The organism is Mesobacillus sp. QJM3NY_10, from assembly GCF_056173465.1.
This window is the reverse complement of record NZ_CM149675.1, coordinates 1,082,491-1,103,684: the sequence shown is the minus strand read 5'-3', so window position 1 is coordinate 1,103,684 and position 21,194 is coordinate 1,082,491. Positions and strand designations below refer to the sequence as shown.

General features: G+C 44.6%; 23 protein-coding genes. 8 read left to right on the top strand and 15 right to left on the bottom strand.

Going from position 1 to position 21,194, the window contains the following annotated elements:
* Positions 1-103: 103 nt before the first annotated feature.
* The 3 genes from AC0VX7_RS05535 to fabL all read right to left on the bottom strand — a co-directional run bounded on the left by AC0VX7_RS05535 (position 104) and on the right by fabL (position 1,597).
* Positions 104-358, bottom strand: coding sequence for a YgaB family protein (locus AC0VX7_RS05535; protein WP_041967591.1), 255 nt, complete (start codon positions 356-358; stop codon positions 104-106).
* A gap of 207 nt (positions 359-565) precedes the next feature.
* The gene (locus AC0VX7_RS05530) at positions 566-760 is read right to left on the bottom strand and encodes a gamma-type small acid-soluble spore protein (protein ID WP_215036763.1); all 195 of its coding nucleotides are present in this window, start codon (positions 758-760) and stop codon (positions 566-568) included.
* 87 nt (positions 761-847) lie between these two features.
* Positions 848-1,597 (bottom strand): enoyl-[acyl-carrier-protein] reductase FabL, encoded by a 750-nt coding sequence (fabL, locus tag AC0VX7_RS05525; protein ID WP_475427035.1) that lies wholly within the window; start codon positions 1,595-1,597, stop codon positions 848-850.
* A gap of 184 nt (positions 1,598-1,781) precedes the next feature.
* Between fabL and AC0VX7_RS05520 the strand changes: the two genes are divergently transcribed.
* Positions 1,782-2,006, top strand: coding sequence for a hypothetical protein (locus AC0VX7_RS05520; RefSeq protein ID WP_475427034.1), 225 nt, complete (start codon positions 1,782-1,784; stop codon positions 2,004-2,006).
* A 27-nt stretch (positions 2,007-2,033) separates the two neighbouring features.
* On the opposite strand, the gene mutY is transcribed toward AC0VX7_RS05520, so the two are convergent.
* Both mutY and AC0VX7_RS05510 read right to left on the bottom strand, forming a co-directional pair.
* Complete coding sequence (gene mutY / locus AC0VX7_RS05515) at positions 2,034-3,107, bottom strand: A/G-specific adenine glycosylase (RefSeq protein ID WP_475428088.1); 1,074 nt, start codon at positions 3,105-3,107, stop codon at positions 2,034-2,036.
* A gap of 81 nt (positions 3,108-3,188) precedes the next feature.
* Positions 3,189-3,485 carry a hypothetical protein gene (locus AC0VX7_RS05510; protein WP_475427033.1) on the bottom strand — a complete coding sequence of 99 codons (297 nt, stop codon included), beginning with the start codon at positions 3,483-3,485 and terminating at the stop codon, positions 3,189-3,191.
* 147 nt (positions 3,486-3,632) lie between these two features.
* On the opposite strand from AC0VX7_RS05510, the gene AC0VX7_RS05505 reads away from it, so the two are divergent.
* Positions 3,633-4,619 (top strand): metal-dependent hydrolase, encoded by a 987-nt coding sequence (locus tag AC0VX7_RS05505; protein ID WP_475427032.1) that lies wholly within the window; start codon positions 3,633-3,635, stop codon positions 4,617-4,619.
* Between the two features lie 288 nt (positions 4,620-4,907).
* Here the strand turns inward: AC0VX7_RS05505 and AC0VX7_RS05500 are convergent, their stop codons facing one another.
* A complete protein-coding gene (locus AC0VX7_RS05500; RefSeq protein WP_475427031.1) occupies positions 4,908-5,162 on the bottom strand; it encodes a YfhJ family protein in 255 nt (84 codons plus the stop codon).
* 112 nt (positions 5,163-5,274) lie between these two features.
* On the opposite strand from AC0VX7_RS05500, the gene AC0VX7_RS05495 reads away from it, so the two are divergent.
* Positions 5,275-5,457 (top strand): small, acid-soluble spore protein K, encoded by a 183-nt coding sequence (locus tag AC0VX7_RS05495; protein WP_023625563.1) that lies wholly within the window; start codon positions 5,275-5,277, stop codon positions 5,455-5,457.
* A gap of 42 nt (positions 5,458-5,499) precedes the next feature.
* On the opposite strand, the gene AC0VX7_RS05490 is transcribed toward AC0VX7_RS05495, so the two are convergent.
* Positions 5,500-5,835, bottom strand: a complete 336-nt coding sequence (locus AC0VX7_RS05490) for a YfhH family protein (protein ID WP_214911191.1) — start codon at positions 5,833-5,835, stop codon at positions 5,500-5,502.
* Positions 5,836-5,970: 135 nt separating this feature from the next.
* On the opposite strand from AC0VX7_RS05490, the gene AC0VX7_RS05485 reads away from it, so the two are divergent.
* Positions 5,971-6,648, top strand: a complete 678-nt coding sequence (locus AC0VX7_RS05485; protein WP_475427030.1) for an SDR family NAD(P)-dependent oxidoreductase — start codon at positions 5,971-5,973, stop codon at positions 6,646-6,648.
* A 16-nt stretch (positions 6,649-6,664) separates the two neighbouring features.
* On the opposite strand, the gene recX is transcribed toward AC0VX7_RS05485, so the two are convergent.
* Positions 6,665-7,477 (bottom strand): recombination regulator RecX, encoded by an 813-nt coding sequence (gene recX / locus AC0VX7_RS05480; protein WP_475427029.1) that lies wholly within the window; start codon positions 7,475-7,477, stop codon positions 6,665-6,667.
* Positions 7,478-7,578: 101 nt separating this feature from the next.
* On the opposite strand from recX, the gene AC0VX7_RS05475 reads away from it, so the two are divergent.
* From AC0VX7_RS05475 to AC0VX7_RS05460, 4 genes are all read left to right on the top strand, one after another.
* Complete coding sequence (locus AC0VX7_RS05475) at positions 7,579-8,478, top strand: TIGR01777 family oxidoreductase (RefSeq protein ID WP_475427028.1); 900 nt, start codon at positions 7,579-7,581, stop codon at positions 8,476-8,478.
* 67 nt (positions 8,479-8,545) lie between these two features.
* Positions 8,546-8,668 (top strand): YfhE family protein, encoded by a 123-nt coding sequence (locus AC0VX7_RS05470; RefSeq protein WP_475427027.1) that lies wholly within the window; start codon positions 8,546-8,548, stop codon positions 8,666-8,668.
* Positions 8,669-8,753: 85 nt separating this feature from the next.
* Entirely contained in the window at positions 8,754-8,939 is a 186-nt protein-coding gene (locus AC0VX7_RS05465) for a YfhD family protein (protein WP_041967972.1), read from the top strand.
* A gap of 495 nt (positions 8,940-9,434) precedes the next feature.
* The gene (locus AC0VX7_RS05460) at positions 9,435-9,686 is read left to right on the top strand and encodes a small, acid-soluble spore protein, alpha/beta type (RefSeq protein ID WP_475427026.1); all 252 of its coding nucleotides are present in this window, start codon (positions 9,435-9,437) and stop codon (positions 9,684-9,686) included.
* Between the two features lie 346 nt (positions 9,687-10,032).
* Here AC0VX7_RS05460 and AC0VX7_RS05455 read toward each other — a convergent pair whose 3' ends face one another.
* From AC0VX7_RS05455 to AC0VX7_RS05425, 7 genes are all read right to left on the bottom strand, one after another.
* Complete coding sequence (locus tag AC0VX7_RS05455) at positions 10,033-11,328, bottom strand: ATP-binding protein (protein WP_475427025.1); 1,296 nt, start codon at positions 11,326-11,328, stop codon at positions 10,033-10,035.
* A gap of 245 nt (positions 11,329-11,573) precedes the next feature.
* Positions 11,574-13,367: an ABC transporter ATP-binding protein gene (locus AC0VX7_RS05450; protein WP_475427024.1), complete on the bottom strand. Its 1,794-nt coding sequence runs from the start codon at positions 13,365-13,367 to the stop codon at positions 11,574-11,576.
* The gene (locus AC0VX7_RS05445; protein ID WP_475427023.1) at positions 13,361-15,085 is read right to left on the bottom strand and encodes an ABC transporter ATP-binding protein; all 1,725 of its coding nucleotides are present in this window, start codon (positions 15,083-15,085) and stop codon (positions 13,361-13,363) included. Before AC0VX7_RS05445 ends, AC0VX7_RS05450 begins: the two co-directional genes overlap by 7 nt.
* Positions 15,086-15,302: 217 nt before the next feature.
* The gene (locus AC0VX7_RS05440; protein WP_475427022.1) at positions 15,303-16,922 is read right to left on the bottom strand and encodes a long-chain fatty acid--CoA ligase; all 1,620 of its coding nucleotides are present in this window, start codon (positions 16,920-16,922) and stop codon (positions 15,303-15,305) included.
* A gap of 206 nt (positions 16,923-17,128) precedes the next feature.
* Complete coding sequence (locus AC0VX7_RS05435) at positions 17,129-18,214, bottom strand: CaiB/BaiF CoA transferase family protein (protein ID WP_475427021.1); 1,086 nt, start codon at positions 18,212-18,214, stop codon at positions 17,129-17,131.
* Positions 18,215-18,232: 18 nt separating this feature from the next.
* On the bottom strand, positions 18,233-19,804 hold the full coding sequence (locus tag AC0VX7_RS05430; protein ID WP_475427020.1) for a fatty acid--CoA ligase: 1,572 nt from the start codon (positions 19,802-19,804) through the stop codon (positions 18,233-18,235).
* A 230-nt stretch (positions 19,805-20,034) separates the two neighbouring features.
* The gene (locus AC0VX7_RS05425; protein ID WP_475427019.1) at positions 20,035-21,189 is read right to left on the bottom strand and encodes a thiolase family protein; all 1,155 of its coding nucleotides are present in this window, start codon (positions 21,187-21,189) and stop codon (positions 20,035-20,037) included.
* Positions 21,190-21,194 lie beyond the last annotated feature (5 nt).

The window sequence follows — 21,194 nt, the reverse complement described above, 5'->3', positions numbered from 1 at the left end:
TTAAAACAAAAGAGCCATCGATTTCCTCGATAGCCCATTAAAATTGCTTAAATTTTTATAAAAATTCACTTTTTTATATTTCATTGATTTGCAAGAACCACTTTTAACGATAACTGACGGCAAGCTGTTGATACGTATGGATGACTTCCTCCGTCTGCTTTTCGAACATCTGGTGGATTTCCTTCAAATCCAGCTTTTTTCGGTCAATTTCCATACGAAGATCTTCTAATTCAGCACTTTGCTTAAGAGCATCCAGCTGCTTTTCAATCTCCTGGCATCTTTCCAATTCAGACTGCAGATATAGAAGCTTTTCCATCGTTTGCATTTGTGTAGAAACCAATTCGTTAAATTTATCCATACTTTTCCACCGCCTGTAAAATTAATCTTTTAAATGTATTCTTGGGTGGGGGTGAAAATCCTTTGACTAGTTATGTAGAGGAATTGGAACCTTTGTCGAAAAGTGTTGCTGTTCCTTTTCGAGGTACTTTCTGCTTCTTCCCGGCATTGTACAGCAACAACGGAAAAAGGCACTCTACGAATTAGAGTGCCTTTCATTAAGGTGATATTAGCGCTGTTGGCCAGAGTTTTGGCCTTTGCGAGCTTCAGCTTGCTGGTTTTGCTGACGTACTTCTTGAGCGTTTGTTTCGCTCGCGAATTCAGTGCCGTATTGGCCTTTTCCGCCTTGAGCAGATTGAGCGTTTTGTTGTCTCACCTGCTGAATGTTTGTTCCAGCTTGAGATTGGTTAGGTTGTTTTGCCATTGTTTATCACCTCCACGAATAATAGATTAACCATCCGCAGGAGGTGCTATCCGACTTTTTTATACCAAATTCATCCAATAAATAATTTTACACTAACAAAGAGATACCGCCATCGATGATAATCGTCTGGCCGCGGATCATGCTGGATTCATCCTTTAGCAGGAACATGATGGCATTGATCATATCGTCGATTTCCACCATTCTTCCGGCAGGTGTTTTCTCTCTGGCCTCGGCAACGAGTTCCTCTCTGTTTGGGAAGTGCGTAAGTGCTTCGGTATCTACTGCCCCGCCTGATACGGCGTTGACTACAATATTTTTCCGGGCAAGCTCGACAGCTAGATAACGGGTCAATGCTTCCAGGGCCGCCTTGGAAACCCCTACGGTTGTATAGTTCTCCAAGTATCGAATTGAGCCTAGTGAACTGATGCTGACAATTTTACCGCCGCCATTCCTCTCCATCAGTTTCGCCGCTTCCTGGGCACAGAACAAAAGCGCTTTACTATTGATGTTCATCGTCCAATCCCAATGTGATTCCTCAAGCTCCATCGCCGGTCGCAGCACGCCTGAAGCTGCGTTGTTAACGAAGATATCGAGCCTTCCGAATTCCGCGTCGATTTGTTCGAACATTGCTTTAATTTTGCTGACATCCCCGACATTCGCCTTAACGACAAGGACTTTCCTGCCAAGGGCTTCGATTTCCTCTGCTGTTTCCAGGGCTGCCTTTTTGCTGCGGGCATAATTGACGACGATGTCATATCCTTCTTTTGCGAGCCTGATGGCTGCCGCTTTCCCGATCCCCCGGCTGCTTCCGGTAATAAGTGCAACTTTTTGTGTCATGTGAAAATCCCTTTCTATCCAGTTCTTGTTAAAAAAGAAGAACCTTAATTTTGTTTCATTTTAGCCTGTTCAGGTATATAAGACAATAAGGATATGCTCCTTGTCCATGAAATCTTTGATAAAAACCTCCGGTACTGAAAACACTATTCTTTAGATTGATACTCTCACGAAAGGATGATTCCTGATGTATGTAGGCCGCGATATGACTGAATTATCGATGATGCCCAAAACTGATTGGAAGGATAGTGAGCTTGCTTTTTTCCATCATTCCCTCCAGCAAATGGTTCCTTACCTGAACGTCGAAGGACAGACAATCCACAGGGAAATCGTTGAAGAAATCGAAAGCCGGGGCGGTTTGAACCGCGGCGAAGCGGATTATACGCATGGAACGAAAGTAAGTTATGATTGATATGAAAAAGGCTGCTAACCTCAATGGTTAGTCAGCCTTTTTATATTCCAGATACTGCTTCAGCATTTTTTGGTATGGTACCGGAAAGGCAAACTCTTTGATTTCCTTCTCGGTAACCAATTTTAGCTGTGGCGTCTCGGAGAATTCTCCCGAAAATCGTCCACTGAATACCTGCATGTTCCATACCAAATGCGAAAATACATGGTCGATTTCGCCTATGGAATCACCTATCTTCGGTGTTAAGCCATAGTTCTCTTCAAAATGCTCAGCCAGCTGGTCTCTTTGTCTCTGGAAGTCGAGGCTCAGCTCAACAGTAGGGAACTCCCACAAATTCGCCAGCAAGCCGGTTCCAGGTCTTTTCCGTATTAGGATCCTTCCTTCACCATCACTGAAAATCCCGGCAGCAAGCTGTACATTTTTCTGCTTTTTCTTCTTGGTTTTTACCGGCAATTCTTTTTGCACCCCTTCATGGAATGCCTCGCAGTGTTCCCTGACCGGACAAAGCAGGCAGGAAGGAGAGGTCGGTGTGCAAATTAAGGCTCCAAGCTCCATTAACGCCTGATTGAAATAGGAGGGGTTTTCATGTGATATCAATTCCCTCACTGCGGTTTCAAAAATTTTACGTGACGCAGGTCTGGCGATATCCTCCCATATCAACAAAATCCGGGATAATACCCTCATGACATTTCCATCGACCGCAGGCTCAGGTTTTCCATAGGCAATACTCAGGATCGCTCCGGCAGTGTATGGGCCAACACCTTTTAAAGCCGAAATCTCTTTCGGAGAATCTGGGACTCTTCCGCCGTATTTTTCATTTACTTCTTTAACTGCGGATTGTAAATTACGGACTCGGGAATAATAACCGAGTCCTTCCCATGCTTTGAGGACTTTTTCTTCATCAGCGTCAGCTAGCGCCTTTATCGTTGGAAAATTTTCCAAAAATCGATTAAAATAAGGGATGACAGTATCTACTCTAGTTTGTTGGAGCATGATTTCTGATACCCACACTTTGTAAGGATCCTGGTCCTTTCTCCATGGCAGTTCTCGCTGCTCACTTACAAACCATCCTATCAAGTCATCCTGAAAGGATTTTATATCCATTTTATCTATACATTTCTTGATGTCAGTTGCCACTTTCGTTCCTCCAGGTGTTAAACTTTCCGGAAATTTGGGAATATAATATTAACGCTTCTGCTTTATCGCCATGAATCCCATCCGTTCCAACCCGCCCGGGACAAAGTCCTCGAGGATGCCGAAGACCGAATGGTTCCGAGATAGCCGCATTTTTTTCAATGCATGGTAATGGGCTTCAGTCGGGACATAGAATGATTCAATAAAAATATTCTGCTCGTCCGACTGGCTGCACGAAAACATGTCCGCTTCAAAATCAGGAAGCATTGTTGAGATTTTATTGATTGTTTCACGATATTGGCTGATCAGATTTTGCTTTACTTCATACTGGACGATCATCTGAATCAATTTAGTCAGCTCCTTTATGTGTTTCGTAAACGGACTGATTGATACAGCCCTTTAAAAGTAAACTATTATTCGTATTGTGACAAGGACTTTTACCTGCCAAACGTTGGTTATGAGTGACAGAAATCTTTTATAAAGGAGGATGTTCCCATGGATACTGGAACCCATGTTGTGATGGGATTCGCTCTTGGCGGGTTAGCCACGCTTGATCCTGCTGTCAGCGGAAGCACCGCCACTGCATCAAGCGTGCTGATTGCTACACTTGTGGGCTCGCAAATCCCTGATATCGATACTGTTTTGAAGTTGAGGAATAATGCTGTCTATATACGGAACCACCGCGGCATTACCCATTCGATTCCAGCAGTCCTCCTGTGGCCGCTGCTTATTTCTGGGACAATCTACTTTTTCTACCCAGAAGCAAATTTGCTTCATTTATGGATTTGGACATTTATTGCCGTTTTCCTTCATGTTTTTGTCGACATTTTCAATGCCTATGGGACACAGGCATTGCGTCCTTTTTCGTCGAAATGGGTCGCCCTGGGGATAATCAATACATTTGACCCGATTATTTTTGCGCTTCATGTCGTCGGTTTGTTCCTCTGGGCATTTGGATATCACCCTGGATATACCTTTTTAATGATTTATGCCATCCTGGTGTTTTACTATATCTATCGCTTTATCATGAAGTTTCGAATCCGACGGGCAGTTGAACATATTGTACCGGATGCTACAGAGATCATCATCGCCCCAACAATGAAATTCAATCATTGGCGAGTGGCTGTGATGAATAAGCATCAGTTCTTTGTCGGACGCGGGCACAAGCATCATGTTAGGATACTCGATCAATTCAATCGTGTACCTGTCCCGGAAACTGCGGTCTTGGATGCAGCAAAAAAAGACAAGAACCTGTCAGCGTTCCTGTCTTTCTCACCAGTCTACCGCTGGGAATGCGATGAATATGATGACTATTACGAAGTCAGGTTCATTGACCTGCGCTACCGCAGCAACGGGCATTATCCATTCGTCGCTGTCGTGAATCTCAGCAAGGATCTCGAAATCCTCAGTTCGTATACTGGATGGATTTACAGTGAGGAAAAACTAAGAAAGAAATTGGAGTTCCTTCCTGGAGAAGGGTAGGACCGGGCGTGTTTTGCCCGGTTTTTTCTATGTGGATTTTGGCATGGTAGAATGGCCGATACTTATTGTTGAGCTGGAAGTTGGCGCGGTCAGCAGTCACGTATGCGACTAGATATCCTTAAATATGACCGTCATACCAGGATCCTCTTCTTCACGGGCACATGTTTGCTCTTCTTGTGACCGTCACTCCGGATTTCCCTTCTCCACGGGCACATAGTCGTATTTTACTGATCTTTAAATAATCTCATAAAAAAAAATCTCCGAAAAAGGAGATTCTCTTTGAGATGTTTACTCAGCATTCAGTAAGTGCTTATACTTCGGATTCCTGGCAACAAATTCATGAAGCTGTCCGCCGTAATTTTCAATCCATTGGCGCACTACCTTTTCGGTCATTTCGCTGCCCATATATTCATGTCCGGCCTTTGCGTAGGTTGACTCGAAGTCTCCCCATAAAAGCTCTACCCATGTCAATGCCTGTTCATAAGTGATGCCATTGTTCTTTTCCTGAAGCAGGCTTGCCAGCTTCTCATAAGTTTCTTGCAATCGTGATCACCCTTTGCCAATTTTTAATGTAGTTATGAATGATTGTATTTATCAAATACTATAAATGCGTGCAGCTTTTATACACGTAATTTTACCCGTCACGGAGGGCACTATGCGAAATAAAGTAACCAACTTCCCAAACCAGAACAACAATAAGCTCGAGGGCGAACCCCGGGCAAAAGCAGAATATGCTTCAAGAAGAGCTGATGGTACCATCAATACTCATCCTCAGGAGCGGATGTACGCCTCATCTCACCGTGAAGATGACACATCAGCGGTCATAAAAGACCATTAAGAAGCTTTTACCTGAAAGAGTCCTTGGAGCAAAACCAGATACTTAAATCTGGTTTTGCTCCAATTTCAACAAAAGGGAAATTGGCAGAGCCTCTTCTCTTCCGTCACCATTTAGACGCGCCCCCCAGGCAAATACTCCATTCATATAATCAATTTTGAAATAGGTTCCTGGGTCCCCATCGATCCCATAAGTTTCTCCGGGCTTGAAATCATCCGGGTTCAGCATGTATGATTTGGCCATGGCTATTTTTCGTTCATATACGGCAAGCTCACTGACCATCCCCATTTGTTCTGCTTTCCTAGCCTTGTCACGGAGACTGGCAATTTCCTGATTTAATTCATATTCAGATAACTCGCTGTATCTTTTTTCTCTGCCCATTTATATTCACTCCTGGATTATTTTCGTTTTAGTTTTTTCCATTGCTTGTTTTAGCCATCTCGAAGCAAGCTACTATTATCATTCAAGCAGTTAAGTTATAACTAAATTATAGCATGTTATCTTAAGGAGGCTATCATGAAAGCAATCATTGTGACTGGTGCCGGTACTGGCCTTGGGAAGGAGCTAGCGCTTCTTTTGGCCAAGCAAGGTTACCATTTGATCCTAACAGGAAGAACTGAAGATACGCTAAAAAAAGTACAAAACCAGATCGAACAAAAAGGTGGAAGTGCAACAGACCTTGTGCTTGACCTCCGAAATCTGGAGGATATCAAGGAAAAAGCATTATTAATCAGCAAAAAATATGAGATTTACGGACTCGTCAACAATGCAGGTCTCGGTTATTTCGGTCCATTCTCAGAGATCTCCGATAAAGAAATTGAAGAGATGTTCCAGACTAACGTCTTCGGTACCATCCAGATGACGAAAGCCATCCTCCCTTACCTGGAATTGAATAATGATGGACTGGTCCTCAATATCGTTTCGACCGCCGGCCTGCGCGGGAAGAAGAATGAAGCGGTCTACTGCTCCAGCAAGTTCGCAGTAAGAGGATTCACAGAAAGTTTGCAGAAAGAATATGAAGGATCAGGAATCCGCTTTGTTGCTGCTTATATGGGAGGAATGAATACTCCTTTCTGGGAAGAAAGCGATCATGTTGCTGACCCATCAAGACTTCGGTCTCCTGCTGAAGTGGCGAAAATCATCATCGAAAATCTTGATAAAGACGAAATTGTTATAGAATCCAAAAAATCATGACATTGTCATGATTTTTTTATTCCTCATTTTCTTTTTCAGAAATGAATTCATCAATCATTTCCATTGGAAACCCTTTACGGTACAACGCCATTTTCAACTTTTGCCTGTATTCCCTTTCCGGCAGTTTACTGTATTTGTTGTGCAGCTTCTCCCCCTGGATTCTTAATGCATCCATCTCATCGTCTTCTTCTTTCTCTACTTGTGTTTCATCCAGGGCAGCCCGGATGATCGCGAAGGAATACCCTTTGCGCTGAAGCATCTGCTCTATCTTCTGTTTAAGGATTCTTGAAGAATCCTTCTTATTCTTTTGTGCATATTTATCGCTAAGCTTAATCGCTTTTTCCAACTGTTCATCGAACGAAACCTCTTCTACTGCCTTAGAGACCAAATCGGGAGATATCCCTTTATTCTTTAATTCCATTTTAATAACCTCGGCTCCCTTGTCCGTCGTATTGAGCTGGGTTCGGACAAATGCATTGGCAAACTCCTCGTCATTCAGGAATTTGTATTCATATAATTTATGGATTGCTTCTTTTATGACTGGATCAGCGATTTCTTTTTTCACCAGATAGTCACGCACTTCGGCTTCAGACCTCATGCGGTGAGCTAAATAATTGATTGCCGTATTATAGGCTTTGCGGATGTCATCCTGGAAAAGCATCTCTGTTACGGAAAAGTCATCGAGCTCCATCCCTTTTTTCAAGTTGTGCTTAATCAACACATCTTCATCAACGCTGAAGGCATACTCTTCCCCTCTGCCGCTGTCGGTAAAAATGCTGTATCGTTCCTTATTATGTTTTTGTGCAGAAATCTTTGTAATCACTGGCATGTGATTTTCACCTCTAATGAAACTTTAACACATTCAAAGGAGGTTTATCATATTAAAAGAAGTACTATAGTAACAAGAGTATTTTTATGAGGAGGATCTTGATGAAATTTGCGATTACCGGAGGCACCGGACTTGTCGGTCAAGCGTTAAGCAGTCATTTGATACAGGCGGGTCACCAAGTGTATATATTAACTCGGAATTCAAGTGAATCACACAGCAGCAACCCAAAATATGTTCAATGGCTCAACCCTGGAGACAAGCCTGAAAAAGAGCTTGAGGGCATTGATGCTATCGTCAATCTTGCTGGCGCGACAATCAATAGCAGATGGACGGATGAGTATAAACAAAAAATTATTGATAGCCGGCTGCAGGCAACATCTGAGGTAAAAAGGATTATTGCAGAACTGCCCACAAAGCCTTCTGTTTTAGTCAATGCAAGTGCGGTTGGCTATTACGGCACATCATTGAGCAAGGAGTTTACCGAACAATCAAATACGGGAACTGACTTCCTCGCCGACACAGTACATCAATGGGAAGCTTCAGCCTTCGAGGTTCAAGACATGGGAGTTCGACCTGTACTTTGCCGTTTTGGTGTCATCCTTGATAAAAACGCCGGTGCTTTACCTCGAATGGTCCTTCCTTATAAATTTTTTGCTGGAGGAAAGATTGGCTCAGGAAAGCAATGGCTATCATGGATCCATATAGAGGACGTCGTGCGCGGGATTATATTTGTCATCGAGAATACTAATGTGAATGGTGCTGTTAACTTCACAGCCCCCGCTCCGGTTAAGATGGAACATTTCGGAGAAACCTTATCCAAAGTCATTAATCGCCCCCATTGGATGCCAGTGCCTTCATTTGCGCTAAAAATACTGCTGGGCGAAATGAGCATTCTTGTACTGGAAGGGCAGCGTGCAATGCCAGAAAAACTGATTCATGCAGGTTTTACGTTTAAGTATCCTGAACTGGAAAATGCACTCAAAGAAATTTTCGATAAATAATGCTGTTTAATCCCTTTCAACAAGGAAATACTGGTAAAGTAAATCATTTTGAAAGGGTGTATAACCAATGGACAAAAAGAAACGTGATAAAACCAAAAGCACTTTATCAAGCATGCAGGAAGTTACATACAGCCATGAATTCAAGAAGGCAGACAGAGCAGCAGGCTATACAAATGGAAAGAGATATTAAGCATTAAGCACCCCTTTATTGCGAAATATAAAAGTACGGAAATGCTTCTTATTCCGTACTTTTATCCTGAAAGGGGTTTTTTCGAATGGGTCGTTCTCATGGACATAAAACACGTGACCGAAATAAAGCTTCGCTTCCTCAGGTTCCCAAGAATATGAAGTCAGATGGAATCGACGTGGAATTCAACCGAGAGCTTGCTGATCAGGCTGATCTTGAAGCGCTGGCTCGATCAAGGGCTGCGGATGGACGTGCAAAAAAACACCGAAAATAACCATAATAAAAGAGAAAGCAGAATCCATCCAGGATTCTGCTTTCTCTTTTAAGGGGAAGGGGAATGGGAATCAACAGTTAGCATTAGATTTATTTGTGAATATTTTCACTAACTTTTGATACCTTTACTATACGCTCTCCAACCAGCTTACACAATGGCTTTCACCAATTGTTCAAAATAATTATTTTCGCCAGTTATCAACATTCATGTGGATAGTGTGAACAACTCTGTAAATCACTTACTATTATTGGATTTTTAATCACCTAATTTTTTTTAGTATTTTCTGTGGATAATGTGCATAAGTCTGTGGAGTACTCGAAAAATAGTGTTTTTTCCTGTTGATAAGTATGGTGATAAATAATGAATATTAATATTACCCTTATCGCTAATACTACAAACCATTATTCATTAAAAAAGGCCTAAATAATTTACATGAATAAATCAAATACTATCCATAACTGGAGCTGATTTTTTAACAATACGGAGGGATTCCTGATGGCAAGAAGGAATAAAATACTTGTACCAGAAGCAAGGAAAGCACTGGACGATCTAAAAGCACAGGTAGCCGGTACGATGAAAGCTGAGGATGCTAAATTCGAAACAGCAAGAGAAGTTGGCGTTCCTCTAAACAAGGGCTATAACGGCAATCTCTCTACAAGGGAAGCAGGAAAAGTTGGAGGCAGACTGGGAGGCAGCATGGTACGGGAACTTGTAAAAATGGCACAGGAGAATTTACGAAAACAGTAAGTACTTCAAACATTTGTAAAATCAGTATTGACAGCTGATGGAAAATATCATATAATGATAAAGCTTCGCCAAAAAGAAGTAACTTGAATCACAACTATAATTATGTAAACAATTAATGGCGTTCTGCTTTTTATTTTTAGGTATCAACTTATTCACACTGGATCGGCTTCGGAGCCGTAAGGATACAAGAGAGGTAGGGCTTGTGTCGTTTAGGTTTAAAAATGGTCAAGTGGAAATTGTACCGCGGCAAAGTTTATAATGGATGATTTTTTATACATCTTGTGGAGTAGCAAGTTACTTAAAAGCGAACCGGATTCCGGTTCGCTTTTTCTAATTCGCTAACATTTTAGATTGCATTATTCATTAGGGTTTGTTCAGTATAATCAGATGGTTTCTGCTTGTATGTCGGCAGGATTATAGTCACTTCTGTCCCGACTCCTATTTCGCTCTTGTACGAAATCGAACCGCCCATAGCCTCAATGATCTTAATTGAAACCGATGTTCCAAGTCCCGTACCTTTATTTTTGGTTGTGTAAAATAATGTACCAAGTCTGGCGATTTGCGCACTGTCCATTCCTTTTCCCGTATCTGAAATCACAATATATGATTCATTCCCAGCCGAGACCTGACTGATGTTGACTTCGCCGCCCTCATCCGTAGCCTCGATCCCGTTCTTTATAATATTCACAAGAGCTTGTTTCAGCTGATTTCTGTCTGTTTTTACATATATCCCCCACTCCAACTGGACATTCACCTGGACGCCTTCCTTTGCTGCAAACGCCTCTAAAAGCAATGTGACTTCAGTAATGATTTCTGCCAGCTCGGCATCTTCCAATTTTTCAAATTGAGGCTTAGCGAAATTAAGATAATCATTAATGATAGATTCCGCCCTGCCGAGTTCGGTCAGGACGAGGCTCAAGTAGTAATAATTATCCCCTTTTTCTTGCTTATGCATCATCTGCAAGAATCCTTTTACCACTGTTAAAGGGTTCCGGATTTCGTGCGCAATGGATGCAGCTAGTTCACCCAGTGTATTCAGTTTTTCAGCGCGCAGGATCTCTTTTCTCATTAAATCCTTCTCAATCAAGGACTCATTCAGAATCGCTGCGACCCATACGGCAAAGACCTGGATTGCCCCAAAAATCGCTACATTCATCATAATTTGATTGGTATCTTCAGCTGTTGCATCATTTATGAAAATATTGGCCACAAGAATCATCAGCATTGAAAGTGAAGGCCATAACCCTACAAGGACTGCTGTCCTAATTCTCTTTTTTGCATCGAAGGTCCAAAACTTCTTGATAAACAAGAATGGAATTAGCGCTGCCAGAAAACCACTCGCATATCCGAGCAGAAGATCCCCGCCCATAAATGTCCTTGTTGCCAGGTAGGAGACCAGAACCATAACACCCGCTATCGGGCCTCCATATAAAAAGGCAAGCACCAATGGTACGTAGCGAAGATCCCAGTACAAACCGCCTTCCTCAAATGAAAACATGAGAGATAGAAACACAGCAATACTTTGGAGCACCCCGCACAAGTAAGGAGATTTCCCAACACTTTTATTATCAAAAAGGACACTATGAATAAAGATTGGCAGCAGGATGATAAGGACGTTTAAAAGAAGTTTCTCGGCAAGCATTTCAATTTCTCCATTCGAAGAGGGTTTGGATAAAGCCGGATTGATGCCGTCATACTAGATAGCTTTCTCGTATTAGGAATACGACAAACTTTTCATGAATCCTCTATTGCCCGGGAAATTTGTCATATTTAAAAGAAAAGCGCAAGCGCCTCGGTCAGCCCCGACAAGCGTTGCCCGCCTATAACGCCACATCTTGTGCAATGAAATACTATAGCAAATAAAAAAAAAGAAAGCCCTAAGGCTCCCTAATAATTCATTAACATCTTTTTTTCCAGCTGGCTTGTGTAAAGACTATGGTAAAACCCTTTTTGCTCCAGCAATTCGTCATGGCTGCCTTTTTCAATGATCTGCCCATTTTCAATGACGATAATCTGGTCTGCGCTTTTAATCGTATTCAACCGATGGGCGATGATGAAGCTTGTTCTTCCCTTTAGCAGATGCTGGAGAGCTTCCTGGATTTTAAGTTCTGTAATCGTATCAATACTGCTCGTTGCTTCATCAAGAATCAAGATTGACGGATCAGCCAGGATTGCTCTTGCGATGGACAAGAGCTGCTTTTGTCCCTGGCTGATGCCAGCATCATCCTGGCTCAACACGGTGTCATAGCCTTCTGGCAAGCGTTGGATAAAGGAATGGGCATTCGCTGCCTTTGCAGCATGCTCTACTTCCTTATCAGCTGCATCCAGTCTCCCGTAGCGGATGTTTTCCCTTATGCTGCCCTGGAAAAGGAATGAATCCTGAAGGACAAATCCCATTTGTGTCCGCAGGCTTTCACGGGTAATTTTTTTGCCGTCATAGCCATCGATTAAAATCTTACCTTTATCCGGTTCATAAAAGCGTGAAATTAAGTTGATGATCGTGGACTTGCCCGCTCCTGTCGGTCCAACCAATGCAACACTCTGTCCTGGTTCAGCATTGAAATTCAAATCAGATACGGTATCTCCGCCTTTTTCATACGAAAAAGATACATCCTTGAACTCGACCTTTCCATTGATATTCTGAAGGGGGCCAGCTTCTTTCTCATCGACCGCCTCTTCTTCTGTATCGATGATATCAAAAACCCTGTCAGCTCCTGCTACTGCAGAAAGTAATGTATTAAACTGGTTCGACAGGTCATTCAGCGGTCTTGTGAACTGCCTGGAGTACTCTGTAAAAATGACGATTGTCCCAATCGATACGTACCCTTGAAGCGCGAAGTAGCCGCCAACTGCCGCCACAATGGTGAAGCTCAGGTTGTTGAGCATATTCATCAATTTCGGAATAAACCCCGTAAAGGTCTGGGCCCAATAGCCTGACTCTTTCAATTTCTTATTTTTAATGCGAAATTCTTCAATTACTTTCGGTTCCTGCGAGAAAGATTTAATGATTTTCTGGCCAGAAATCGTTTCTTCAATATACCCATTCATTTCACCAAGCCGGCGCTGCTGTTCTTTGTACAGCTTCCCTGTCCGGCTCGTGATCCACTTCATTCCCATGAACATTAGCGGCACAATGATCATCGTGACAAGCGTGAGCAACGGGCTCAGCCAGATCATGACAACGAGAGTTCCCACCAGGGTAAGCACGCTCGAAAAAATCTGGATGACGGAAGAATTCAGCGTTGCGCTGACATTCTCAATATCATTGGTTACCCTACTCATCAATTCGCCATGCTGACGTTTGTTGAAGAAATCAATCGAAAGCTTATGGAAGTGTGTGAAAAGCTGTTTCCTCATAGTATATACAGTCTTCTGCGCAATCCCGATCATCCAGTAGCTTTGAAACCATAAGCTTAAAGAGTGCAGACCATAGACAACGCCAAGACCAACTAACAACCAGATGAATCCGTCAGTAGACTCTGTCGCAAAATATTCATCAATTCCCCAACCAATCAGGAATGGTCCTAAAAGGCCCAGGGCGGAACTAGCCACTACCATCAATAGGACAAGGATCAGCAGGCTCCTCTGGTCTGCAAGGTATGCCCAAATCCTTTTAACCGTTGGCGCTATTCCCTTTGCGGAATTACTCTTTTGCTCAGTCTTGCTCTGCTTTTTTAACACCCTGCCTTCACCTCCCCGAATTGGGACTCGTAAATAGCCCGATATAAGGAAGAATGCTTCAGCAGATACTCATGGTCTCCAGATCCGATTAAGGAGCCATCTTCAAGCAACAGGATTTTATCGGCTTCTTTAGCTGTGCTGATCTTTTGGGTGATGATGACTGTTGTGCATTTGTATTGGCTTATCGAATCAAGCAGCCTTGCTTCTGTTTTTAAATCAAGCGCACTTGTACTGTCATCGAGCAACAGGATTCTCGGATTTTTAATTAAAGCCCGGGCAATGGATAGCCGTTGTTTCTGTCCACCCGACAGATTGACGCCTTTTTGCCCGAGAAGTGTATCATATCGATCGGGAAGTTTATCAATCGTGTCATGGATTTGAGCATCCGAAGCGGCCTTGATTATTTCCTTATCGGTGGCATTCTTTTTACCCCAGGCCAAATTTTCCTTGATTGAACCAGTGAACAGCATAGCCTCCTGAGGAACGTAGCCAATCCCCTCTCTAAGGCTTTTAAGTTTAAAGTCTCTAATTTTCCGGCCGTCGATTCGGATTTCTCCGCTCGTTACATCATATAACCGGGGGATAAGCTGGAACATCGATGTCTTCCCGGCACCAGTAGCCCCCAAAACAGCCACAGTTTCACCAGCTGCAATGGAGAAGGATAGGTTCTGGAGTATTGGGATATTGGTATTCGGAAACTGGAATGAAACCTTGTCAAATTCAATTTCCCCTTTGGTAACCCCATACTCCTTACTGCTTTCTACTGTATCTTCCAGATCGATTTCCTCATTCAGCACATCGGTCACACGCTCAGCAGACGCCCGGGCACGGGATAACACCATGATAATCCATGAAAACATCGAAAAAGCACTGGTGATTCTGGCTGCATAATTGACAATCGCAACCACTTCACCGACCGAGACGCTTCCAGTCTGGACTTCTATTTTTCCAAACCAAAGGACAGCAATCACACTCAGGTTCATGAATAGCAGCAGTACTGGTATCGTTACCTCGGTAACCCTTAAAGCGAACACCGTTTTATCCTTAAGGTTATTGTTCGCATTTTCAAATCTTGTTCCTTCATAGCCACCTCTGGCAAAAGCCTTGATCAGCCTCATGCCGACAAGATTTTCCCTCATGACGCCGTTCACTTTGTCGAGCCGTTTTTGTACACTTTTAAATAAGCCTGCCGCCTTTGTCATAATCCATATCAGGAAAATCAAAAGAGGCGGAATAATGATGACAAATGCAAGTGACAATTTCATATTGACGAGCATGGCCATAATGATTCCCCCGATGACCAACAGCGGAGCGCGCATCGCAATCCTCAGGCTCATAAAGAATGTATTTTGCAGCTGTGTCACATCATTGGTGATCCTTGTAATCAAAGAGGATGATGGAAAGCTACTGAAGTTCGTGAATGAAAAGGCCTGGACTTTGGCGAACAGCTTCTCACGCAAATCATAGCCAAAGCTTTGGCCTGCATGGGCAGCGATAAATGAATTCGTGATACCGGATGCAAATGCAAGAAATGAAATCCCGAGCATTATTCCGCCTAATTTGATGACAGTATCCAGGTCCCTGGCGACAATTCCTTCATCGATAATCTTAGCCATCAGCAGCGGCTGGACAAGTTCAACCGCCAGTTCGACGAGCATCAAGCTCAGCGCAGCCGCAATCGGGATGCGATATGGTTTTACAAATGAAAATATACTCATGAAGATGAGACCCCCGTTGAAACAATCTTGATTATTTCGGCTTACGAATTTTATATTTACTATCATACCTCTTTTGGTGAATTTTTTGAATTGAAAGAGAATAATTTATTTTGCCTTTGGGTTACTAAATTTTATTTTTGGCGTCATAATGTATTTTACAACTAAAAAAGCAGCATCGTTTAATTAAGACGATACTGCTCTAAATGAATTTTTTCTATTAAGAGTTCTGGACCAGATGATCTTTCAACTGGTCTCTTAGTGCGCGTTTCAGGAATTTGCCGACCGAGGTCTTTGGGATCTCCTCCATGAATATAACATCATCCGGCAGCCACCATTTGGCAAACTGTGGGGCGATAAATTCTATTATTTCCTGCTTGTCGACTTTGCCTCTATATTGTTCCTTCAGTACGACACAAGCAACCGGTCGTTCCTGCCACTGCTGGTGCGGCACAGCGACGACACTTGCTTCGAAGACAGCCTCGTGAGCCATAAGGGCATTCTCAAGATCGACCGATGAAATCCATTCACCGCCGCTCTTGATCAAATCCTTCGTCCGGTCGACTAGCTTGATAACACCTTCTTCATCAATCGTGGCTACATCACCAGTGTAAAGCCAGCCATCACGGAATGCATCTGCCGAACGCTCATCCTTGTAATATTCGTCCGCAATCCAAGGTCCACGCAACAATAATTCTCCCATTTCCTCGCCATCCCACTTCACTTCACCATTTCCGCCGATGACCTTCATTTCCAGGCCTGGTACGAGTAGGCCTTGCTTGGAGCGGATGTCTAAAATTTCATCTTCGTCCAATCCGACCTGGTAGCTCTTCAGACGTGAGACCGTTGCCAGCGGAGTGGTCTCGGTCATGCCGTACGCATGCAGGAATGGAATTTTGTATTTTGTTTCGAATGCTTTGATCATTCCACGCGGCGCAGCAGAACCACCACAGACAATCGATCTCAGTGAGGATGTATCATAACTTCCATTTTCAAGTTCATTCAGTAAGCCGAGCCAAATTGTCGGCACTCCTGCTGTGATGGTTACTTTTTCCTGTTCAATTAGATCAGCAAGCAGCTTTGGAGTGAACAAAGGTCCAGGCAGTACCTGGGTCGAGCCGAACCAGGTCGCAGCAAATGGCAGACCCCAGGCATTGGCATGGAACATCGGGACCACAGGCAATACCACATCGGTTTCCGACAACGCAGCAGTGTCGGCCAATCCAAACGCGAAGCTATGGAGGACGATGCCCCTGTGGGAATAAACAACGCCCTTAGGATTCCCAGTTGTCGCCGATGTATAGCACATCCCTGCTGGATCATTTTCATCGATATCTTTCACGAATTCAAATTCCGGACTAGCCTCCCGAAGAAGTTCCTCATAAGAATAGACTGGCTCCAATGTTGTTTCTGGCAGTTCGTCTTTGTCGGTCATGATGATGTATGCCTCTACTGTTTTAAATTGATCCTTGCTACGCTCAATCAGCGGCACCAGGTCCTCATCGACAAGCAACACCTTATCTTCTGCATGATTGATAATGTAAGAGACATGTTCAGGAGACAGGCGGATATTGATTGTATGGAGGACAGCTCCCATGCCTGGAGCGGCGAAATAGACTTCAAGATGGCGATGGTGATTCCAGGCAAATGTGCCAACCCGGTCTCCCTTTTCCACACCAAGCTTTTCAAGTGCGCTGGCAAGCCTGCGGGTCCTCTCGCCAATCTCCTTGTAAGTGAATCGGTGAATACCTGACAGTGTCCTAGACACCACCTGCTTTTTCGGGAAAAACTTTTCTGCTCTTTCCAATAGCGATCCTACTGTCAATGGAACATTCATCATACCGACATTTCCCCTTCCGCTTTTTATTAGAATAGCGCAAGCGCCTTGGTCAGCCCCGACAAGCGCTGGAGGGCCGACCAGTGAAGTCGTTCTTTGACTTCATTGGGCGGACTGAAGCGACTCGAGGGGCTAGGCGCTGGAGCTGGACAATTCTCGAAGTAAATATCAATTATATTTCTTTGACTCTAGATATTGGCTCTTCCAATCTAGCTTTTGCTGCTTTTAAGACTAAGCCAATCTTTTAAAATTTCTTCTGTCTGTTCCCCCTTTTTCGGCGGAGCTGCTCCCTCATACGATGGCAAATCTCCGTGCATTTTGATTTGGCCTTCTGGCATTACAAAATTCTTCTCTCTCCAGTATGGGTAGTGGGCCAGTTCTCCCGCCTCAAGTACTGGTGTGAGACAGCAGTCGACCTTCATGCCGAATTCGGCCCACTGTGAGAGCGGCTTGCTTTTAAACAGATCAACAAGCTCGAGGTAAACAGGGTTTGAGTTTTCAGGTTGTGAATAATGAGCAGGCAGCCAATCTTCGCGGCCGACAGCCTGGCAAAAGGTGCGCCAGAACTTTGGCTCCAGTGCCCCAAGACTGACATAGCGGCCGTCCTTCGTTTCGTAGAGCCCGTATCCAATGACGTTACCGTTCAGAACGGAAACGCCATTAGGATAGCCTGTTTCTTTTTCAATCAGGACATGGTTGGCCATCAATGATGCCATACTGTCAGCAAGGGAAATGCAGTGATAGCTGCCTTCCCCTGTTTTCCCCCGGGCTACAAGTGCGGCCAGGATTCGCTCACTAGCCGCCATGCCCCCGATATAATCTGAAAACGTATGGGTTGGATGAACCGGTCTCCCTGAGCTGTCCTTCATCTGAGCCAATGCACCACTCAAGCTCATGTAATTCAGGTCATGGCTGCCCAGGCTGCTCATCTCACCTATCTTGCCGTATCCCGTCACCGAGCAATAGACGATTCCAGGATTGACCTTTTTTACCGCTTCATAACCGAGACCGAGTTTACCCATGACTCCTGGCCGGAAGCTCTCAACGACCACATCCGCCCTGGCCAGTAAGTCAAGAGCCAGCATCTTTCCTTCTGCCTGCTTCAGATTGATCACAATACTCTTCTTGCCTCGGTTATGGGCATTGAATACATAACCTTCGCCTGTGTTCCTTGCCGGATCTCCCTCGGGCGCTTCGATTTTGACAACCTCGGCCCCGAGTTCAGCCAGCCTTAAGGTCGCAAAAGGACCGGGAATGTAATTGGTGAAGTCTACTATTTTAATACCGTCTAACATGATACAAAAACCTTTCCATTATGTCGGCTGCCCTTTTGAAAACAATTCTTCCATTTGCTTTCTGAGCATGAATTTCTGGATCTTGCCGCTCGCATTCCTAGGGAGTGCATCCACAAAGAGGTATTTACGCGGGCGTTTGTAGTTTGCCAGGCTGTCGCTGTTTTTGCACCATTCATCCAATTCCTCTTCTGTTACCTGTGGATCTTTTTTCACGACAAAAGCCGTTTCACTTTCGCCCCAACGATCATCCGGCTGACCGACAATCGCGACATCAAGGACACCTTCATGTGCATGAAGAACATCTTCTACCTCACGAGGATAGATGTTTTCGCCGCCGCTGATGATCATGTCATCCACTCTGTCTTTCACCCATAAATAACCCTCTTCATCCAGGTAGCCAATATCGCCTGAATGGTACCAGCCTTTATACATCGCTTTTTCAGAAGCCTCTTCACGATTGAAGTAGCCTGACATCATACATGGACCCTGTACAATGATTTCACCGCTTTCACCTGGTGGAAGGACATCGTCAGGATTTGAAGGGCCATCCTCGTTCGGCCGGACTATCCTGATCTCATGGTTAAGGCAAGCTTGGCCTGCCGCACCAGCTTTTGATAGCTGGTCATCCTCAGAAAGGAAGGTGATAGCTGGACCCATTTCCGTCATTCCATACGCCTGGACTAGCTTGATGCCAAGTTGGTCATGACAGGCGCGGACAAGCGAAGGCGCCATAGGGGCAGCTCCGTACAGTCCCAGCTTCAGGCTTTCGATATTATAGTCTGATAGATTTTCCTGCAAAAGCATATTCCACATCGTTGGCGCTGCAAAGAACTTCGTAATTTTTTCCGAGTCAATCAGCTCAAGTACTTTCTTTGGTGCGAATTGATGCAGGATAACATTGCTGCCGCCCACATGAATTCTCGGAAGGAACGCACAATGGAGCTCGGCACAGTGGAACATTGGCGCAGTCACGAGGCCAACATCGTTCGCACCCAGTTTGGTCGAACCAACTACGATCAGACTCTGCTCAACCATATTGCGGTGCTTGTGCATAACGCCTTTTGGCCTGCCGGTTGTCCCGCTTGTGTACATGATTGCATACAGGTCGTTTTCGTCTACCTCGACCTCAACTGGCCGATTTTCTGCAGCTTCCACTTTTTCATGATAGCTTTGGGCATATTCTGGTGTATCTGCATCGATGTACCAGAAAGCAATCTGCGGGAATCGCTTTTCAATGGCTGCAATGACTGGCTCCACCGCCTTTTCAAAAAGAACAACCTTCGGCTCGGCATCGCTCAGAATAAAAGCAACCTCCTCACCCAACAGCCGGAAATTGATTGGATTGAAAACCGCTCCGATTTTCGCACAGGCGAAAAACGCAGTACCCAACTCCTCAGTATTGAACGTGAACGTAGAAACTCTGTCGCCTTTTTTCACTCCTTCAGCAAGGAGCGCGTTGGCAAGCCTGTTCACTTCATCATTCCATTCACTATAAGTAAAGCGGACATTTTTACGCACATCATAGAGGGCTTCCTTGTTCGGGAATTTCATTACCGTCAGGTCAAAAATCTTGCCAATCGTCGTGCTCATTTGCATTCCTCCTATTAAATGTCGAGTTTATGCTTTACTGAGTTGTTGTATATAGTAGTAGTCTTATGGATGACCTGTTTCTTTCGCTTTTGGTATTCTCGGGTGCTAATAGTTCTTATTGGTGACCTCTTTTTCTCACTTCTGCTATTTTCGGGCGCCAATAGCCCTCATTGGTGACCTCTTTTTCTCACTTCTGCTGTTTTTGGGCGCCAATGAATGTTAGGAATCTTTTAATCTAGACGTTCAATAATAGTGGCATTTGCCATGCCGTGCCCTTCGCACATCGTCTGAAGACCATAGCGGCCGCCGGTTCGCTCCAGTTCACTCATCATCGAAATCATCAGGCGGGCGCCGCTCGCTCCAAGAGGGTGGCCAAGCGCGATTGCCCCGCCATTCGGATTTAGTTTTGCAGGGTCTGCTCCAGTTTCCTTCAGCCATGCCATTGGTACAGGTGCGAATGCTTCGTTCACCTCGAAGACATCAATATCCTCCAGTTTCAGGCCGGCTTTTTTGAGGACTTTTTCCGTTGCCGGAATCGGTCCTGTCAGCATTAGCGTCGGATCGGAACCTACGACAACCCTGGTGTGAACCTTGAATCGCGGTTTCAAGCCCAACTCCTCGGCTTTTTCACGACTCATCAGAAGCAGGACTCCGGCACCGTCACTGATCTGGCTCGCGTTGCCGGCATGGATGACACCATCCTCTTTGAAGACCGTTTTCAATCCTGCCAGAACCTCAGGCGTCGTCCCTTCACGCGGTCCTGAATCCTCGGTCATCAAAGTTGTTTCGCCATTTTCAAGAGTGACCTCCAGCGGCATGATTTCTTTTTTGAAATAACCTTCCACCTGTGCCTTCAGGGCACGGCGATGGCTTTCGGCAGAAAATTCATCAAGCTCCTGACGGGTAAAACCGTATTTCTCCGCGATCCGTTCTGCAGATAGTCCTTGATGGATCATCTCGTGTTGTTCTCTTAATTTAGGACTAAAAGGGTTGGCTTCCTGGTAATTAGAACCCATTGGAACACGAGTCATATTCTCAACGCCCCCGGCAATGACGACATCCATGTCCCCCGCCAGAATTGCCTGGGCAGCAAAATGGACAGCCTGCTGGCTTGACCCGCATTGCCGGTCAATCGTTGTTCCCGGTACTTCAATCGGGAAGCCGGCTGTCAAAGCCGCTACCCTGGCAATATCCCCCGCTTGTTCGCCTGATTGTGTTACACATCCGAGGATGACATCTTCAACAATTCCTGCATCGATACCAGCGCGCTGCACAACCTCTTTCAGAACCACCGCAGCCAACTCATCCGGCCTGATATCCTTCAATAAACCTTTTCTTCTGCCAACAGGAGTCCTGACAGCTTCGACGATTACAACTTCACGCATGTTTC

What these genes read in the sequence shown, in the direction of transcription:
- AC0VX7_RS05535 (WP_041967591.1), bottom strand. Translation starts at nt 358, where the DNA reads ATGGATAAATTTAACGAATTGGTTTCTACACAAATGCAAACGATGGAA.
- AC0VX7_RS05530 (WP_215036763.1), bottom strand. Translation starts at nt 760, where the DNA reads ATGGCAAAACAACCTAACCAATCTCAAGCTGGAACAAACATTCAGCAG.
- fabL (WP_475427035.1), bottom strand. Translation starts at nt 1,597, where the DNA reads ATGACACAAAAAGTTGCACTTATTACCGGAAGCAGCCGGGGGATCGGG.
- AC0VX7_RS05520 (WP_475427034.1), top strand. Translation starts at nt 1,782, where the DNA reads ATGTATGTAGGCCGCGATATGACTGAATTATCGATGATGCCCAAAACT.
- mutY (WP_475428088.1), bottom strand. Translation starts at nt 3,107, where the DNA reads ATGGATATAAAATCCTTTCAGGATGACTTGATAGGATGGTTTGTAAGT.
- AC0VX7_RS05505 (WP_475427032.1), top strand. Translation starts at nt 3,633, where the DNA reads ATGGATACTGGAACCCATGTTGTGATGGGATTCGCTCTTGGCGGGTTA.
- AC0VX7_RS05495 (WP_023625563.1), top strand. Translation starts at nt 5,275, where the DNA reads ATGCGAAATAAAGTAACCAACTTCCCAAACCAGAACAACAATAAGCTC.
- AC0VX7_RS05490 (WP_214911191.1), bottom strand. Translation starts at nt 5,835, where the DNA reads ATGGGCAGAGAAAAAAGATACAGCGAGTTATCTGAATATGAATTAAAT.
- AC0VX7_RS05485 (WP_475427030.1), top strand. Translation starts at nt 5,971, where the DNA reads ATGAAAGCAATCATTGTGACTGGTGCCGGTACTGGCCTTGGGAAGGAG.
- recX (WP_475427029.1), bottom strand. Translation starts at nt 7,477, where the DNA reads ATGCCAGTGATTACAAAGATTTCTGCACAAAAACATAATAAGGAACGA.
- AC0VX7_RS05475 (WP_475427028.1), top strand. Translation starts at nt 7,579, where the DNA reads ATGAAATTTGCGATTACCGGAGGCACCGGACTTGTCGGTCAAGCGTTA.
- AC0VX7_RS05470 (WP_475427027.1), top strand. Translation starts at nt 8,546, where the DNA reads ATGGACAAAAAGAAACGTGATAAAACCAAAAGCACTTTATCAAGCATG.
- AC0VX7_RS05465 (WP_041967972.1), top strand. Translation starts at nt 8,754, where the DNA reads ATGGGTCGTTCTCATGGACATAAAACACGTGACCGAAATAAAGCTTCG.
- AC0VX7_RS05460 (WP_475427026.1), top strand. Translation starts at nt 9,435, where the DNA reads ATGGCAAGAAGGAATAAAATACTTGTACCAGAAGCAAGGAAAGCACTG.
- AC0VX7_RS05455 (WP_475427025.1), bottom strand. Translation starts at nt 11,328, where the DNA reads ATGCTTGCCGAGAAACTTCTTTTAAACGTCCTTATCATCCTGCTGCCA.
- AC0VX7_RS05445 (WP_475427023.1), bottom strand. Translation starts at nt 15,085, where the DNA reads ATGAGTATATTTTCATTTGTAAAACCATATCGCATCCCGATTGCGGCT.
- AC0VX7_RS05440 (WP_475427022.1), bottom strand. Translation starts at nt 16,922, where the DNA reads ATGATGAATGTTCCATTGACAGTAGGATCGCTATTGGAAAGAGCAGAA.
- AC0VX7_RS05435 (WP_475427021.1), bottom strand. Translation starts at nt 18,214, where the DNA reads ATGTTAGACGGTATTAAAATAGTAGACTTCACCAATTACATTCCCGGT.
- AC0VX7_RS05430 (WP_475427020.1), bottom strand. Translation starts at nt 19,804, where the DNA reads ATGAGCACGACGATTGGCAAGATTTTTGACCTGACGGTAATGAAATTC.
- AC0VX7_RS05425 (WP_475427019.1), bottom strand. Translation starts at nt 21,189, where the DNA reads ATGCGTGAAGTTGTAATCGTCGAAGCTGTCAGGACTCCTGTTGGCAGA.